Origin of the sequence: Rhodopirellula halodulae (genome assembly GCF_020966775.1) — a bacterium.
GTDB classification, from domain to species: domain Bacteria; phylum Planctomycetota; class Planctomycetia; order Pirellulales; family Pirellulaceae; genus Rhodopirellula; species Rhodopirellula halodulae.
The window spans coordinates 1,448,592-1,466,661 of record NZ_JAJKFV010000029.1; the positions used below are offsets into that span (position 1 = coordinate 1,448,592).

At 55.9% G+C, this 18,070-nt stretch carries 8 protein-coding genes; 2 read left to right on the forward strand and 6 right to left on the reverse strand.

All coding sequences use genetic code 11. The features are described from left to right. Positions 1 to 13 precede the first annotated feature (13 nt). The 3 genes from LOC70_RS18230 to LOC70_RS18240 form a co-directional block, all read right to left on the reverse strand. Positions 14 to 5,383 carry a DNA repair ATPase gene (locus LOC70_RS18230; RefSeq protein WP_230255417.1) on the reverse strand — a complete coding sequence of 1,790 codons (5,370 nt, stop codon included), beginning with the start codon at positions 5,381 to 5,383 and terminating at the stop codon, positions 14 to 16. Positions 5,384 to 5,385: 2 nt separating this feature from the next. After that, on the reverse strand, positions 5,386 to 7,446 hold the full coding sequence (locus LOC70_RS18235; RefSeq protein WP_315857314.1) for a flotillin family protein: 2,061 nt from the start codon (positions 7,444 to 7,446) through the stop codon (positions 5,386 to 5,388). 177 nt (positions 7,447 to 7,623) lie between these two features. After that, the gene (locus tag LOC70_RS18240) at positions 7,624 to 8,340 is read right to left on the reverse strand and encodes an OB-fold-containig protein (RefSeq protein WP_230255419.1); all 717 of its coding nucleotides are present in this window, start codon (positions 8,338 to 8,340) and stop codon (positions 7,624 to 7,626) included. 234 nt (positions 8,341 to 8,574) lie between these two features. Here LOC70_RS18240 and LOC70_RS18245 point away from each other — a divergent pair, with 234 nt between their 5' ends. Further along, positions 8,575 to 9,981, forward strand: a complete 1,407-nt coding sequence (locus LOC70_RS18245; protein WP_230255420.1) for an MFS transporter — start codon at positions 8,575 to 8,577, stop codon at positions 9,979 to 9,981. 92 nt (positions 9,982 to 10,073) lie between these two features. On the opposite strand, the gene LOC70_RS18250 is transcribed toward LOC70_RS18245, so the two are convergent. The 3 genes from LOC70_RS18250 to glgA all read right to left on the reverse strand — a co-directional run bounded on the left by LOC70_RS18250 (position 10,074) and on the right by glgA (position 14,342). Further along, positions 10,074 to 11,120 (reverse strand): ThuA domain-containing protein, encoded by a 1,047-nt coding sequence (locus tag LOC70_RS18250; RefSeq protein WP_230255421.1) that lies wholly within the window; start codon positions 11,118 to 11,120, stop codon positions 10,074 to 10,076. Positions 11,121 to 11,285: 165 nt separating this feature from the next. Next, positions 11,286 to 12,677 carry a DUF4921 family protein gene (locus tag LOC70_RS18255; RefSeq protein ID WP_230255422.1) on the reverse strand — a complete coding sequence of 464 codons (1,392 nt, stop codon included), beginning with the start codon at positions 12,675 to 12,677 and terminating at the stop codon, positions 11,286 to 11,288. Positions 12,678 to 12,818: 141 nt separating this feature from the next. After that, positions 12,819 to 14,342 (reverse strand): glycogen synthase GlgA, encoded by a 1,524-nt coding sequence (gene glgA, locus LOC70_RS18260; protein WP_230255423.1) that lies wholly within the window; start codon positions 14,340 to 14,342, stop codon positions 12,819 to 12,821. A 161-nt stretch (positions 14,343 to 14,503) separates the two neighbouring features. On the opposite strand from glgA, the gene LOC70_RS18265 reads away from it, so the two are divergent. Then, positions 14,504 to 17,959 (forward strand): serine/threonine protein kinase, encoded by a 3,456-nt coding sequence (locus LOC70_RS18265; RefSeq protein WP_230255424.1) that lies wholly within the window; start codon positions 14,504 to 14,506, stop codon positions 17,957 to 17,959. Positions 17,960 to 18,070: the final 111 nt, after the last annotated feature.

Genomic DNA, 18,070 nt, shown 5'->3' on the forward strand with positions numbered 1-18,070 from the left:
CTGCAAGCGATGCCTAACCCTGCCCGGATTCAAACGAGTCCTCGACATCGCGGTAGGTCTTCATCATCTCATCGAGCTGAGTGTGCAAGCGGCTCAAATCACGACTGTTGCTGATCGATTCTTCCAGCAGCGGCCGCATCCATTCTTGCATCAGGTGGAATTGGCCTTTGACCAAATCCGCGAGGACGCGAGGCACCTTGTGCTGCACCAAGATCTTTTGATCCGGCGGCGATGCGGCCTGCTGACGCGAAATGGTTTCTAACTGAGTGGCGGTGGTCTCCAATCGATTCGACATCAACTCGCCCATCGCCAGCAGCGTTTGCCGCAGGTTGTCGACCCGAGAATCCATGCGTTCTTCGGCGGAGTGATCCTCCATGGCGATCGCTTTGGCAATCACTTGGCGAATGGATTCCAGGCCGTCTCGCATGGATGCCAACTGACGCAGCACCTGAGTCGCTTGGTCCTCGCCGTCCATCCCGGCCATGCGGACGCTTTCCACGAACGCGTACTTGATGGCGTCCCAACGTTGTTTTTCCTCCGGAGTCAGGATCCCCATCAGTTCCTTGAACTTCAGGACGTTGGATTCATTGTCGGTGGTCAGTGTTTGAGCGTCTTGCTCGTAGTTGCTGACGATCAATGATTGCAGTTCGGCATCGTTCATCACCGGTGCGACTCGCTCGGCGATGCGGTTCATGTTGCGGTAACTTCCTTGCAGCTTGAACGGAGGCTCTGTGCGATATTCATCCGCCTGAGCGGCAGAGCGAATGTAAGCCCGGTTCACCCGAAGCACGACATCACGAACGCGAAGGAGTTTGCGAGTGACCTCGAACATGTCACGGATCTGGTCCAGACTGAACGAGGCTTCCAGTTCGATGCCTTCGACAGAATCGCGGGTTGCTGCTGCGATGATGGTCCGTGCATCGGCGGGCGAAGCGTTGGCGAGCGGTGCCAGCGTGACATTGCTGGTCAAGCAGTTTTCGAGGTAACTCATCTCGAACGCTTCGGCCGATTCGCCGATGATCTCGCCCAAGTTGTATACGTCGGCCCGGTTGGACAGCATGTCGGGAATCTGGAACCGTTCACCGGATTCCGTGTAGGGGTTCCCCGCCATCACCACGGCGACGCGACGACCGCGAAGATCGTAGGTGCGCGTTTTTCCGTTTCGAACGCCTTCAATTCGGCGGGTGGCATCGCACAAAGAGATGAACTTTTGGAGCAGCTCGGGATGGGTGTGCTGAATGTCATCCAAGTACAGCATGACGTTGTCACCCATTTCGAGTGCCAAATTCAGCCGCATGACTTCTTCGCGAGCGGCTGCGTTGGGCGCTTCCGCCGGATCCAACGATGTCACACCGTGCCCAATCGCCGGACCATTGATCTTCATGAAGACCAACCCAAGCCGGCTGGCGATGTACTCCATCAAAGTGGTTTTGCCGTAACCGGGCGGCGAGATCAGCAACAGCAATCCCATGCGATCGGTTCGTTTGTCTTCGCCGACCGTCCCCATTTGTTTGGCAAGATTGTCACCAATCAGCGGCAAGTAGACTTGGTCGAGCAATTGGTTGCGGACGAAACTGCTCAGCACGCGAGGTTTGAACTCGTCCAAACGCATCGAGTCACGAGCTTCCTGCACGCATTCTGATTTGGCGACGTGCAACGAACGGAAACGAGGCACCACGTTTTCTCGGTAGTGACGCAGACGCGTCACAAAATCGTGATAGTGCAGCGTCATCGTTTCTCGTTCGATGCGCGGATGACTGCCGGCCAGTCCCGTCAGTTCCCGAGTCACTGACGCGGGAATGACTTGCTTTCCTGGCAATCGGTTGGTGCTGGTTTCTTTCGCTTCCAACACCGATTGATAGATCAACCAAGCCAATTCGTCTCGATACCATTTGGGTGAATCGCCCGCGTCCTTTTCCGATTGGTCCTTTCGTTTTTGTAAAAAAGCATCCGCCCAGTTGCGTGCCAGCACAAACGCGTGGGTCGGCGAGGATGTGGTCGGCTTGAGGCCGCCCAGGACCCATCGTTTCTGATCCGATTCGGGCAACGAATCAACAAAGTCTTTGCGCAGGGAATCGGCTTGTTCACTCACCGCGAATTTGGTGGGGGCCGTTACCAATTGTTGGAACAGATATCCCGCGATGCGTTCGGCGGTGATGTCGGTGGAAAATAGCGGCTGCCAATCATCTTGCTGCTGACGAGCCAATTCGGCGAGATGATTGCGGAATTCGATGGCAGGCTCCGCGTCCGGAAACGCAAACGCCAGTTTTGCGAATCCTGCAATCCATTGTTCCATCTGCTTGCGCTGTTTTGCGTCCAGGAAACATCGCCACCAAACTTGCGCGGCCGTTCGCAGTGACGGCGAATGGCGAAGCAGTCCAATGGATCGGTCAAGGTCGACCAGTCCGCGAAGAATGATGGCCGTGTCGTTGTCGTGAACACCTTTGGCGTAGCCCTCATCGAACCGACCCGCCATTTGCTCGGCAACCCAAGCGGGAGTGAGTTGATCCAGCTCTGCGATGGTGTCCATCTGACCGGATTCAAACAGGTCCATCGCCAAGTACTCAGCGCGGTAGACCACGTTGTTTTCGCTGACCAGCGATTGATTCCAAAGGTCTCGCGAAGATTCCAGGCGTTCGTCGCGAATGGGATCGAAATACTGGGTGCCGGTCAGGTGCAGACACAATTCTTCGCCGCGTAGCACCGTTGTCAGGTCCAACGGTTGCGTGTTCACCGCGAATTTGCGTTCGCCCAGCCGGATGACGTCGCCGCCGTCTTCATACAGATCTTGGCGATCTTTCAAACCACGAAGAGCGTCCTCGCGAAGGGTTTTGAGTCGACTTTGCAGATCGCCGACGCGAACGGCGTCACCCAGTTCATCCAGTTCGTCGATCAGGCTGCGGATTTTTCCGACCATCAAATCGCCCGCGAAGTAGGCGGCAATTTGATCGATCGATTCCATGTTCGAAACGCGGTGTTGGATGCCGCTTAAAATCCGGTCGGCGGCAGAACTCAACGCTTCGGCCCGTCGGTTCCGTTTCTCGACCAACGCCACTTTGCGAGATTCAAACGCGGCGTAAACCTCTTCGCGACGAGCCGCCAGTGTTTCGATGAATTCATCGAACTCGGCGAAGCGACCTTCCAGTTCCTCGAGCTGAACCATCACTTTGGTGAGGTACTCATCGCATCGATTTGGCGTGTCGCAGACGTCGAGGTAACCGGTGGTGGTTTGTTCCAATAGCTTCAACTGCGATGCAAATTCAGCTCGTCCTTCGACACCGATCAGCTCTTGTTTGCGGTTCTTTAGCGCACTGCGAACACGATTCACATTCGCGAATACGTCGCCGATCGAATCGATGATGGAGGTTCGTTTGGTCGCGTCGTCGATTTGCAGGTTGCTGACGGTTTCGGTCAGCAATTCCAAGTCCGCCGCGGCTTGGTCGATCTCTTCTTCGAGCTCTTTGGCCTGCGTGACACCCTTGATCTCCGGCACGCGTTGTTGCGTTTTCGCCACGCGGTCTCGGTACGGTTGCAGGGCGTCTTCGCCGAGCAAAAACTCCACGCAACGCCGGCTCAGGCGTTCGGATTGTTCCTCCGTGGTGGCTTCCAACTCTTCAACGATGCTCAGGTCGACAAATCGAAGTTCACGCAGCGCGATCGCTCGGCCTCGCTGAACACGCAATTGAGCCAGTGAGCTGACGAACTGATCAATCGAAGCGAACCGTGAACGCTCGATCTCTTTGAGAACCTGTTGGGTCTCGGTTTGGACCTGGCGAGTTTGTTTGACGGTGGCTTGCCGAACACGAACGACCTTTTCGTATTCCTCGATGGCCGCACCCGCCGCTTCGCGAATTTTGCGAAGGGGGTCGGCGAGGTGATGCGTTTCTTCGTTGTCGATCCAGAAGTAACTGTCGAGAACATCACCAGCTTTCTTTGACAGGTCGACGTACAAGTCGTTGTAGCTGTCGTCCTTGTCGATCAGTTGCAAGATCTCGCTGCACTCGGCCATCCCGCGAACGAGGTCTTTGTTCCCGATTTTGAACAGCAGCGAATCCGGTTGATTGTCCGGCAGGTAGTTTTCACTGGTGAACGGCGTTTGCCAAAGCTGGATCGCATGATGCTTCTGCGGCGTGTCTTGGCCCTTGAAGCAAACCATCTCGCCGGCTTCGAAAAATGTTTGTCCGTGGCACACCAAAGGCGTGTCGACGGATTGGCGAATTTGGTTGTAGCGAAGCTGGATGTACGTTCCGTCTTCCACGTTTGAAAACAGGTACAGGCTGTCTTCACCGTTGGGTGACACGATCGTTCGTTCGTAACGCATGTCGACCAAGCCATGGTCAAAGCGTTTGAACTCACCCGATTGCAGGTAGTACCCTCCGGGAAAGATCAGTCCTTGGTCACCCGGCAACATCACGCAGGCATGTTGAATCTCATCCAAGCGGAGTGCTTGGTTGATCTTGCCGTTGAAGATGATGTATCGGAACTGATTCTCTTGGTACGGTTTGATCTTCAGCAGCACCAAATGGCCGACGATCGCGTAGTGAATCTCGGCGTCGTCTAGTTTTTGGTCTGCGTTGTCGACCGGTTCGGCGTAGATGCCCTCCCCGCTGCTGGTGTTGTTTTCGACCTTGATGGTCAGGTCGCCACCGACCGTTTCGACAAAAACGCGATCATCGATCGAGATATGCGGGTGTTCGCCATAGTGGTGCATGTCCCGCGTGGTGCGAACCCAGCGAAATTCGTGCTGGTCCGGCAACCGCACTTCATGATCGCTTCGGTTGTCGATGTATTGAAGCCCTTGTTCGCTGCGTCGCCATTTGAACGACTTGATGTCGCGAGCGGTTTTGCCGACGCGAAACACCATGTGCAGGATGGGACCACTGACGAAGAACCGCAGGAACGTCGTGTCTTTATAGAACCGATACAGCTCGTGGAAATCGTTCACGAAACGGTCATCTTGGATTCGTTCCAAGGATCGTTCGTGAAATTCTGTGTTTTTGAGTTGATAAACCGAGAACACATCGGGCAATTCGATTTCCGTCTTCAGACCGAATTGGACGTTGTATCCAAAGAGAAATTCATCACCCATCGAGACGATGTCACGCGGCACACAGTTGTGTTCCGTCGTGACACGCTGAGTCGCGATCAGGCGAGTTTCGATGTTCCCAAAGACTTCTCCGCGATCTTCATTCAGCCGCGACAGGCGATCTCGCAGATCGGTTGCCGCGGTTCGAAGACGATTGCGAAGCACCTCGTAGGTGCCGCCGGACAACTGCGCCGCTGCATCTTGCGAGGACTGTGCTTCGGCACCGCGGTCGACGACCGATGGATCGGTCGCCGAATTCGAACGCGAAGCCGCTTCGGAGGAAGCGTCCGCAGCCACGATCAGGCCTTCTTACCGTTGGAAGGAACTTTCTTTCCGGGAACCGTGTCCGGCGAACCGGCCAACAGACGACTGACTTTCTGATCCGCGACGTTTGCCGTGCCAGCCATGCTGAGCAGACTGGTCAGTTGAGTCCGGACATCATCGGTCGAGGTCATGCCCATCAATTTCGCAATCAAAGCGGCAATGGACAGGTCCTTCACCCCATCCGTGTCCAAACCGAACTGAGCGATCAGTTCCTTGATTTGGTCACGGAAGTATTCCGCGTTGCCATCGAAGAATGTGTTCTTGATGTCCGTTGCGACTTGGCTGTTGTAGACAAATCGATCGATCGCTTTGCCGCCTTTGACCGCGGAAGTGATCTGGTCGAAGAATTCTCCATCGCCACCGACAATGTCGATGCGAGCCGCTTGCAAAGCTTCGCCGATCACACCGGCTTGGCTTTCGGCGATGCCGCGTTGAGCATTGATCGCCGCGATTTCGACTTCCTTTTCCTTCTCCAGTTGGAGCTTGAATTCTTCGTGTTCTTTGCCAACACCATCCAGTTTCTTCATCGCTTCGGCCTTCTCGGTGATACCGGTTGCCTCGGCGGTGTATTTTTCGCGTGACACCTTGGCCTCGGCCAAGCCTTCCTTTTCGAGCGAGACCGCTTTGGCTTCCTGCACCTGAGCTTCGGCCAATCCAGCCGCAGCGGCTTGAGCGGCTTCGGCTTCCGCCAGCATCTTGGTCGCAGCGGTTTCTTTCTCGGCTGCGTCGCGTTTGGCTTCGGCTTCGATGCGGATCTTTTCGGCCAGCAATTCGCTGCTCTCTTTTTCCGTCTGAGCCAGCTTGGTTTGGCGAATCAGTTCTTCTTCGGCCTTCATCTGAGCGGCCGTGATTTGCACCGTTTTTTGACGTTCGGCTTTCGCATGTTCTTCGGTGTCTTTGATCCGTTCTTGTTCTTCGACCACCGCACGTTCGACCGCGACACGTTCGCGAATGACTTCTTGGATGTTGCGTTTTTCGACTTCGATTGCTTTCTCTTTTTCAACGTCGGCAACACCCACGACACGCATGCGTTCGGTGGCTTCCAAATCGCGATCTCGATTGACGCGTTCCAGTTCGACCGCATCCGTTTTCTCTTTGTTGCGCATCGCAACCAAGATCTGACGGGCTTTGTTTTCTTCGGCGATCCCGATCTCTTCTTCGGTTTGAATGCGGGCTCGTTCCGACTCCAAGCGTTGTTCTTCTTTGACCTTTGCCGCGGAAGCCTGTTCACGAGACGTGATCTCGGCGATTTCGCGTTGTTGTTTTTCAACGGCTTCGACGCGTTGACGCTCCAGTTCGAGGATCGTTTCCTCGGCCTCGACGTCTTGTTTCTTCAGCGTCTTTTCTTTGTCACGGGTGAACTGGTTTTCCTTGATCTTTTCGGTCGCGGTCAATTCGGTGATCTTCTTGATGCCTTCCGCGTCCAAAATGTTGGTCGGGCTGAGCATCTCGAGCGGTGTTTGTTCGAGGTAGTCGATTGCCGCGTCATCCAGACGGTAACCGTTCAGATCGGTCCCGATGACTTTTAGAATTTCTTCTTTGAACTTGTCGCGTTGGTCATAGAGGTCGACAAAGTCGAACTGCTTCCCGACCGTCTTCAACGCTTCACTGAATTTCGCGTCGAACAATTCGCGAAGCGTTTCAAGTTCGCTACAGCGTTTGGCCCCGATGGATTGTGCGACCTCTTTCATCTCTTCGGGACTCTTATCGACCCGGACGAAGAACGCCACCTTGATGTCCGCTCGGATGTTGTCGCGGCAGATCAGGCCTTCGCTACCCTGTCTCTGGATCTCAAAGCTTTTCAGCGTGAGGTCCATGAACTCGTGTTGTTGGACGAGCGGGATGATCAGCATGCCTTCGCCGGTGACCGCGCGGACGCCGCCCGCACCCGATTTCACGATGGCACGATCGGGGCCGACCTTGATGTAGTAACTCTTGAAGAGGATGGCGACCAACAATCCGACCAGGAACAGGCCTCCAACCAGGATGATCGCCGCATCCTTGCCGACGGAGTCTGTGATAAGTGCAGCCAACATCATGAAGGTTCTTTCGTCTGAGTGACCTTGGGGAAGGATCGTGCGACGTTCCGCGAGCAGATCGTCGTCGTGTTTGCTGGGCCAGCGGGACTGTGAGAGTCTGCCGGTTTTGATTGGACAGGCGTGGTTTGCCGCCTCTTTCAGGGCATTGAATGCCGTCGGAGGGGGCGCGTGGATCTAGATTTTCGGGGGATCATCCGCCCGAACGAGATAAGTCTTGTTGGCTCGATCATAATTCAAGACCACCACGCGTCCTCCTTTGGGGATGATTTCGCCCTCCGTTCGGACGGAAATCAGCAGGGGAGCAGCGTCTGTAGCGAATTTAGCGCGGCCAAAGTCCGAATCAGCTTGGCGGGTTTCGATCACGGCGGTTCCGCCCACCAACGTCGACGCATGAAATTCGGTCGGCGGCACCAGCATCCGGTGCATCGGCCAGGTGAAAATCTTAGTCGCAATGACGCCCAGGACGCCGTTTCGAATTGTCAGCAACGCACTGGTCAGAATGGTGGGCTCATAGCGGCGGATGTCGAACTGAAACCACATCACGAAACTAATGACCCAGAACAGCACGCTGAACACAGACAACCAAACCACCAAGGGAACTCGGTCCAAGTTCATGACCTTCAGCGTGGCCGCGCCGGTTCCACCCAGCCAGTCGCTGTGCATGGGCTCCCCGGTGACTTCGCCCGCCAGATCCGGCGAAAGGTCCGCACCCAAATCAGACGCATCAATCTCCGGCACATCCAAGTCGAGGTCGGCGTCCATCCCAAGGTCCACGACGCCAAGCAAGGCGATGACCACGTAGAACAAAAACAACGCGGCCAGAACCGTTGCCGGCCACATCGGGCCGACAAGTATCGAGTCCAGTCGATCTGTCCAAATGGTCGCCAACATGCATCTGTCTCCAGAAAAATCCTCTCGGGGGATCGCGGGATTCGATCATATCAGTTGGCACAAAGCGAAGTCGGATGGGGCGCATTTTGCCGGTCGGGATTTCTAACAATCGAGCATCTTGCCGGCGTGCAATCCGCCGAAAATCGATCTGTTTTGGTCGGGGTAAAAGCAGTAAAAGCTGACCTGCGGCTCCGTCTCCTATTTTGTCTGGTTGTTGATTTCGATCGCTGTTGAATGAACGTTGTTGACCGTGAACTCGCTGCTGTTTCTCCCGAGAACGCGGGCAAAGCTGACGGACGAAATCTGGCTCGAAGCTTGGGTGATGCTGCTTGTTTTGGCGGAATGGTTGGTTGCGGCGAGACCTACTTTTCCGCGTTTGCTTTAGCCATCGGTTTGGGCGAGACGGCATCTGGGTTGGTGGCCAGTATTCCGTTGTTGGTTGGTGGCGTCATTCAGCTGATATCACCGAAGGCGATCGGTTGGATCGGCGGGTACCGCCGTTGGATTGTGCTGGGTGCGTCGCTGCAAGCGTGCGCGTTTTTGCCACTGGCCTATGCCGCGTGGACGGAACGACTTTCGATCACCGCCTTTTTGTTGATCGCATCGGTTTATTGGACCGCTGGGCTATCGACCGGCCCAGCGTGGAACACTTGGATTGAAGACATCGTTCCCGCGGCGGGACGGGCCAAGTTTTTCTCCAAGCGTTCACGACTACAGCAGGTTTGCACCTTTGCCGCGTTGATGGTCGCGGGCATCGTGTTGCAGTGGACCTCCAGTCAAAACGTTGCTCTGGTCGGTTTCGCGGCGTTGTTCTTCATGGCGGCGTTCTTTCGATTGTTGTCGGCGAACTTCTTGCATCGCACACGCCAGTCCAAGCCAGCCACGAATCATGAAGTGACTCGGTCCATTGAGAGGCCATCCCACACGATGGAACCAAATGATGAGGCGGCGAACACTCAGCCAACACTTTCAAACACCGAAGAGGTGAACTTCCGATCGGCCATCAGCTTGCTCTCGTACTTGGTGGTGATGCAGGTCTTCATCCAGCTCAGCGGTCCCTATTTCGTGCCGTACATGTTGGGGCAGTTGAACATGGGATATCTCACCTATGTCGGTTTGATTGCGTTGGCCTTTCTTAGCAAGGTGATTTCGTTTGCCTACTGGGGACGAGTGGCCGAAGAATCTGGTGCGTCCAAAGTTCTTTGGTTCGGCGGAATTGGTTTGATTCCGCTATCCGCTTTGTGGATCGTATCCACCAACCTGTTGTGGTTGGCCGTCATTCAGGTGCTGAGCGGGATCGCTTGGGCGGCTTACGAACTCGGGTTCTTTCTGATGTTTTTTGAAACGCTTCCCGCGAAACATCGAACCAAACTGCTGACCTACCATAACTTTGCGAACACTCTGGCGATCAGCATAGGAGCATTGGCGGGTGCCGCGGCGTTGGCACATTTCGGAACCGAGTCCACGACCTACTACTATCTCTTTGGTATGTCTTCGATTGGACGCATGCTGTGTTTGGGATTGTTAGTCGGATTGGTGCTGCCCAAACATTCGCTCAAGACGATCGGGATTCGTATCCTCGCCATTCGTCCGGGGGCGGGAAGCGTGACCGCACCGGTGATCGCTAGCGCGGAAGAGTGATTTCTCGCGTCGCTGCGGATCTGAAACGAAAACGGGAGAGCACAGTGGCTCTCCCGCATGAGTTTTCGTTTGGATGGAAGCGTTGGGTATGGCTACTTGGTCGCTGCTTCAAAGGTTCCTTTGGGGGTGACCAAAGTCGCCGACGATCCAAGCTCAAATTCTTCCACTCGCAAGTCGCGATCGCGATAGGTTTTGGAATCGACGAAGCCATAGAACGATGGAACGTACGGGTCGACGTATGAAACGTCCGCTGATTTTGGAACTTCCATGTCGCACAAAAAGTAGCACGCGTTCACGATCATGCGACGCAAGTCTTCGCTGCGGAAATCGACCGCCGCGCCGGCGGTGGTTCCCAAACATTGGCCCTGCTTTCCGGAAGGAGCTTGGTAGGGTTTCAGCCAAGCCAACGGCATCATCGGAGCATTCTTGGCATCGACCGGTGGAGCGGCCGGATCCAAGTGCTGCAGAACCATTCCGCGTAGCAACACGGTGGCGGTGGATTCGTCCAAATTGACGACCCCGTAAATATCCGACGGCGTGTAGATGTCCGCGACATCGTTCAACACAGGATGGTTGGCGTTGTCTTCCACGATCACACCGCGGCCGCCTTCGACCTTGTGTTTGCCGTGGTGCGAGTGCCAGTTTTCACCGACCACGTTGATGCCGAAGTTGGCCCAGTCGTATTCGCCATAGTTGCCGCTCTTGAATGCGTGCGTCGCGGTGCGGTACGCGATGATGGGCTTGCCAGCTTGGATGTGTTTCAGAATCGGATCGAGTTGTTCATCGGGAAGCACGCGCCAGCGTGTTGCGATGACCATCAGGTCCGCATCCAGCAATGCGTCCGTGCCCGGAATGTTGTCGATCTGGTAAGGGTTGATGCCACCGGTTTCGCGATCGATGGCAAACAGAACGGTGCATTTGAATCCATGATGTTGGCTCAGGATTTTGCCGAGCATCGGGCACGATTCTTCCGTCCGATACTCCTCATCGCCAGAGATGAGGACGATGTGCTTGCCGTTGGCGGTTCCTTCTGCGGGCTCGAAGACCAAACGGTCTTTGGCATCGGCGAGGGAGGCGAAACTGAACACGAGACCGAGGGCGAACGCGGACACCGCGGTTCCAAAACAACGTGGCTTCATAGCAGGCTAGACTCAGGGATGGGGCGAGATGGAAACAGGAGGAATCCACATCATATCCCAAGGTCATCTCACCTGGGCAGACAACCGTCACGTCGGCATCACCAAAACCGCGAGAGGACTTTGTCTATAGAAAGCCCGCGTGATCTGACACCGCGGATGTCGGAATCATCGCAGCGCGTGTCGCGGATCGCTGCGTCGCGCCTGTTTGCGATATTCTTCCGCGGCGGCCTCGGGGTAGACCGTGTTGATCATTCCGCCGGAGCTCAATTCGTAACCGGCCAAGCGACCGATTCGGGGAGCCAATTCCAAGCTCCAGTGATGCACTTTGGAGGAACACCGATTCGATGGCGGTGCCGTGTGCAGCATCATGTTGTAGGCCACGCCGGGAATGATGGCTTCGAGCCAACGTACACAACGCAGAACCAACCGAGCGACTTCTTCGTTCATTGCCCCGGACAAATCTTCGAAGCAACCAAGGTGTTGGCGCGAAGTGATGCGAACCAAGTAAGGGAACCGGCTGGCGTGCGGGCAATACGCCACCAACGAATCGGATTGGTGAATGACGCGTTCTTTGTGATCCAGTTCCGCCTGCAGAAGATCGCACTGCAAGCAACGACCAAAGCGATCGTGGTGACGAGCCATCCGGTCATGAATCTCACGAACGGATTGTGGCAGGTGGTTGGAGGCAATCAGCTGGCTATGGCTGTGTTGCAACGAAGCACCAGCATCGCGTCCGACATTCTTGAACAAGCTGATGAACTGAATGCCAGGTTGTTGACGCCAATGACGCATGCGAGCCGCGTAAGCGGAGAAGGCCAATGCGATCTCGGCCAAATTCAGCTCGCTCAAAGAACGCGTGTGGCGAGCGGCTTCGATGATGACCTCGTGGCCACCGCAGGCGACTTCCTCGATGAACAGCGGATTCGCGGTGTTGCCAGCGGTTTGGTTGGAAACACGACAATCCGTGGTCGCCGGTGGCTCATCGTTTTGTCGGGACCGTGAGTTTGGTTTGATGGCTGGAAACAGATTAGGAACGACGCGAACGGTCCAATCGGCTTCCTGTGGAACGGCTTCTTCGTCGTCGGAAAGTTTGGCGGACCAAACGGACGCCGGTGTTTTATGCTCGTTGCCGTGACAGAAGGGGCAATCGAGGGATGAAATCGGAGACGACGATTGCGACTTGAATTGATCCGGTCGGCGTGCTCGTCCGGGAGCAAAAATCGTCCAGTTTCCAGAGATCGGGTCCCGTCGCGATTGGCCCGTTTGGATGTGTGTTTCGTTGGGAAAGTCGACGTGGGCACTGTCGAAACGTGGCTGGTCGAGAATTTCGGCTTCGACCAAACGATCGACCGTTTCTCCGACTCGCTGCGAGGTCGCGTCGCGATTGCTCGATCGTTGAGCGGACTGCAAAGCCTCGTTGGTCGTTCGAAGATCCGACACGCTTTGCGTATCGAGGTGGCTTTGATCCTGAGCCCGCGGATTGACGCGGGTGCGAGAGGTTTCGTTCAAACGAGTGGATGAGCGGTCGACCGGGACTCCTGATGGTTGTGTCTTCATCGGATCGACTCTCGCACGCGGGACGGCAAAGCAGAGAGGGTTCACGATCCCCGCTCTGGTTGCTCTTCCTGCAATGTAGCAGTCCCCACCGTAGATGCACCCCCATTCTGAACGTCGGCCGATGATTTCGACGCGTTCAAATCAGCGAGATGATCGTCTTCGTCGATTTAGGGAAACTGTGCGGGCGTAAAGTTCGATGTACTGGTCAGCACTCTTCCTCCAAGACCAGTCCTGCCGCATTCCGACCCCGACAAGATTTTTCCATTTTTCTGGCGAGTGATATCGCAACTGGAGGGCACGATTGATCGCGTGATCTAACGCACCGGGGCTGTTGTCGTTGAGATGAAAACCAGTCGCTGAACCGGATTCCAAATTTTCAGCCTTGGCGTCGACAATGGTGTCCGCCAGTCCACCGGTTTGCGTTACCACGCAAGGCGTCCCGTAACGCAAGCTGTATAGCTGATTGAGTCCGCAGGGTTCATAGTGACTGGGCATGATGAACATGTCACTGGACGCTTCGATGCGATGCGCCAGGGCGTCGCTGAATCCGATGTAGGCAGCAAGTTGCTCGGGATATTCTTCTGACAGCTCGCGGAGTTGAGCTTCGATTTTGGGATCGCCGCTCCCTAGAACGACCCATTGGGTTGGACGGGACTCGGTCAAGTGCTCACGAAGAACCGGCAAGATCAGGTCCCAACCTTTTTGTTCTGCCAAGCGTCCGATCAGTCCAAGCAATGGAACCTCGGGATCTTGTGGCAATCCAACTTCGGCTTGCAACGCGAGCTTGTTGTCGATCTTGGCTTCGGCCCAGGTATTCGCGTTGTAATTCCGTTTGAGATGTGGATCGGTTTCGGGATTCCAGATGTTCGTATCAATGCCATTGATGATTCCCGCGACCGGTTGCTTGATGCCTTGCAAAATCGCATCCAAGCCGCATCCGTATTCCAGCGTTTGAATCTCCAGTGCATACGTCGGGCTGACGGTCGACACCACGTCCGACGTAATGACACCGGTCTTCAGAAAATTGAGTTGGTTGTAGTACTCAAACGAATCGGGACGGAAGTGGTCCCAGCTCAAACCAGTCCAAGGGAACGCATCGAAACCGAAGTTGCCTTGATACGCCATGTTGTGAATGGAAAGCATGGTCGCCACGGTGGGCAGCTTGGACGAATCGTCTGAACGAGCTTTCAACAAAGCGGGAACTAACGCCGATTGCCAATCGTTGCAGTGAACGAGATCAACGGGCCAACCAAGACGCGACATGGCGATGATGGCGGCGCGGCAATAGAAGATGAATCGTTCGGCGTTGTCGTGATAATCGCCATTGGCGTCACCGTACAACGAAGGCCGGCGGAAGTACTGCGGTTGGTCGATGAAGTAGACCGGTACCTTGGCCGCGTCCTCCGGATCGTTGGGATCCGATGGAAGGTGACTTCGTAGTAGTCGACAGCCGATCAGTTTTTGATCCGACATCGGGACAGCAAAGCTGATGTCGGTGGTCTCGATGGGTTGCGACGAGTGATCGATTGACGAAAAAGCGGGCATGATGACCGCGCACCGATGCCCCTGAGCTGCAACCACCTTGGGCAGTGTGCCGCAAACATCGGCGAGACCGCCTGTTTTGGCGAAGGGAACGGCTTCGGTCGTCAGGTAGACGATATTCAAGGCAACGGTGGGGATCTACAAGGTTGCGGAGTCAGAAAACTGGGGCGAGCATCGAGTTTCGCGAAAAGGAATCCGGTGTCGACGTGCCTGACAGAATAAACTAGGTCAAACTTCCATGTGATGCCGGCAACGCCGGTCTGTGAATACTTCTTCTCGTCGTCATGCCGCTGCAACTTGTTGATTTTTGGAAACGGATGGTCCAAAGCGGGCTGGCCGATACATCGAAACCGCCCGTGTGGGCGGCTGAATATGCGGACGACCATGCTGGAGAACCTCCCGCAGACGTCGGTGAATTGGCGAAATGGCTGGTCCAAACGGGACGAGGCCACAAATACCCCATCACGGAAATCCTGCAGCATTCGTCGTGGGAATCGGAATATCCCTCCACACCGATCCTCCGAATCGCCCCGCTGACGCTAATCGCAGACGATTTGACGTGCCCATTTCCATTTCGAGATTGGCAATCGGTGGAACGAGAGCCCCTTGGCGATCAGGAAGCACCGACCACCGGAGTCCTCCGACAATTGGACCCGTCGAAGCTGAGTGCGGACGCGGCGGCTCGTTTGCGTTCCCACGCAACGGTGTCGGACGAATCGTTGCAGTCACTGGAAATCCTGCCGCTACGAAACGGTCCGTTGGGACAACCCGTTGTCAGCCGCCGAGACTTCGCGGGTGTCTTGAGCGTGCTTCCGCCGGGCAAGGCTTTGTCCTTGAGGTCCAAGCCACGAACGGTCGCGCGAACCGTCGAAATTTTGCGTCCGCTCTGTCGAGCTTTGTCAGCGTTGCATGCGGCGGGTTTGGTTCACGGCGAACTTGGCTTTGACCGCATTTGGATGGATGCGTCCAAACGTTGGACCTTGTTGCGAAACCCATTCGCTGGACTGCCAAGCTTCCTCAGCGAAACAGCAACGCTGAGTGGAACTCGCTGGTTGCAGCAGTCCGACGATGCGCAGCAGTTCTGGTCACCGGAACATCTTCGCGGACGGGAGAAGCATGTGGCCGCGGTCGCCGATGATATCTACGCGATGGGATGTCTTGGCTACGCTCTTCGCTATGGACGCCACGCATTTGAAAGCACTTCGCGTGAACGACTGCCAAGCGAACTGACCGATGCGGTTTCGCAAGGAGCCAGCGGCGATCCGTTATGTCGGGTGTTGGCCGCGGCGTTGGCGAGTGACCCTTCCGCACGATTCGCAACCGTCGAGCAATTGATCAACGCATTGGAGGTTGCATCCAAAGCGACTCCCGTCCAGGCGACACCCGCGATCAAGAGCGATCCTGTCGCGATGCAGAAGAAAGTCATCGCAGAAACGAAGTCAGTAGCCGCGAAGCAGTCCCCCGAATCGGCCGGTGAGAAGAAAACCACGCAACCGACGAAGCAAGCAAGTTCTACTACGCCAGCAACAACGCGTGAATCAGCCAAGCCAAACGCGACAGCGGCCTCCGCGTCGACGTCAGCAGGTTCATCCGGTCCGACGAAGATTGCTGACAAGAAAATTGCTGACAAAAAGGTTGCCAACAAAGCAGCGCTGGCCGGTGAAACTAAGCCCAAATCGGAATCAAATACCGAGCCGAAAGCGAAGCCAGATTCAAGCCGAGTCGAGCAACCCAAACCGGCAAGCCAACCTGTTGCGTTGAATGAAGAGACGACTTCGGACGACGCGAAAAAACTTGGCGGGACCAGCCCACCGACGCCGGAACCCGAACCCACGACGCTCCCATCACCGGTCGAGGACGCATCGGTTAAAGGTGCATCGGTCAAGGATGCTGCAGTCAAAGATGCATCGGTCGAGCCGAGCGCAGTGGAGCCGTCTCCGCAAACGGCCGAACCAGAAACGCCGGAATCCAATGACTCGCCTCGACAGGTTTCTCCGGCGGTTGTTCCCGCTCGTCGAAGACGCAAACGCAAGAATCAAAAAGCGTGGTACGCCATCTACGCGTTGTGTTTGCCCGTCCTGATGCTGGTGATTGCTTTGGCGGTTCGGGACAAGAATCCACCGCCCGTGGCCAAACGCATTCGTCCGCCGGCACCGCAATTCATTCCTCGTGTTTCCAGCGACACCGACAAGCCGAAACCTGTTCAGCCGACGCCCCGGCCGTCTCGTCCTCAACCCACCGGGATCCAAGTGGTCGACAACGACCAAATGCTGTGGGCCCCTCCTGATTTGAGTGGCGGAGACGGGCAAGTCAATCGTGCCACCGCATTGTTGCCTCCTGGACCAGCCGCCGTGGTCACAATCGACTGGACGCAGTTGCAACGGTTGGGATTGATGGAGTTGTTCGAGCCCGAGACCAAAGCATGGCTGGAAACTTTGAACCAATGGTCCGGAGTCGCTGAACAATCCATCTCGCATGTCGCGCTCGCTTGGTTCCCCGGGGCAGAGGGCGTGCCGGAGGTGGCCGCTGCGATCCGATTGAAAGACCCAAAGTCGCTCGAAGAGTTGTTGGAGACTTGGGAAGCGTCTGCTGCGAGAAGCAAAGAAGGGCACACGATCTACGCCGGTGACGATCTCGATGCGTTGGCCTACTTCGCGATGACTCAAGGCCGCGTCGCTACCGCCGCGGATGATATGGTCGACGCGTTTGCGGTGGGTTCCATCGAACGCATCGGTGAAGTTGCGGAGCTGGAAGGGTCCCCGGTGGTGTTGCCGCGTTTGCTAGAAGAGCTTTGGCAATCGGCACGTCCCAACGATGCCATCGCATTCCTGACTCAACCCAATTTCCTGGTCAGCGACGCTCGCAAATGGATGGAAGCGACTTCGCCCACGCTGATTCCTTGGATTCGCCAAAATTTGCTGGCCGACTGCGGCGGCGTTCTTGTCAGGCTGGCGTCCGCGGAACCAGATGCAAATTCGACCGAGACGCCCACCGCCTCGTATGTGGAAGTTCGTTTGGCGGCTGCACCGGGCGTCGACCCGTCTGAGCTGGCGGATCCTTTGCGTGCTCAATTGTCGAATGCTCCACGATGGGCGGAAGACTTCCTGGTCACACGCGACATCGATGCGTCATGGAGATTGCTGGCGGCCCGCTTGCCATCCATGTGGGCGTTCGCAGAGGAAAACGTGCGAACAGGTCGATCGGACCGAAAGATCATTTGGAATGCCTACTTGCCACCACGAGCCCTGCCACAATTGACCTTGGCGACGCTGCTAGCGAGCAACACGACGTCGGTTGAATCGACTGGGACGGCGATGGCGGGTGATCAAACCAAGTTGACGGTGGCTCAAATGTTGGACCGACGAATGTCGGTCAGCTTTGATCAGGAGTCGCTGCAATTTGCCGTCGACACGATCGTCGATGAGTTCAATGGCGATCTACCCGCTGGAAACCAGTTGCCACCGATCACCATCATCGGTGGTGATCTTCAGAAGATGGGCATCACTCAGAACCAGCAGATCCGAGATTTTTCCAAGAGCGATGTTCCTCTGCGTAGGGTGTTGACCGATCTGGTGCTGGGAGCCAACCCGGACCGCACGGCGACCGGTCCCGCGGACCTCAAGCAAGCCTTGGTGTGGGTGGTCCGATCCGATGAATCTGAGATTCTGATCACCACACGGGAAGCTTCCAAAGGCAACTATGAGTTGCCGGAAGAGTTTGTTCCGCAGTCCAGCCCGTGACCGCCGACACGCATCGACGGATGTGTGTTGCTGGAAAATTTTCTTTTTGCCGTAAGGATCTTCGCGTCTGCGTTACCAACAAGAATAGAGGTGTTTCAAAGGCAACCGCAG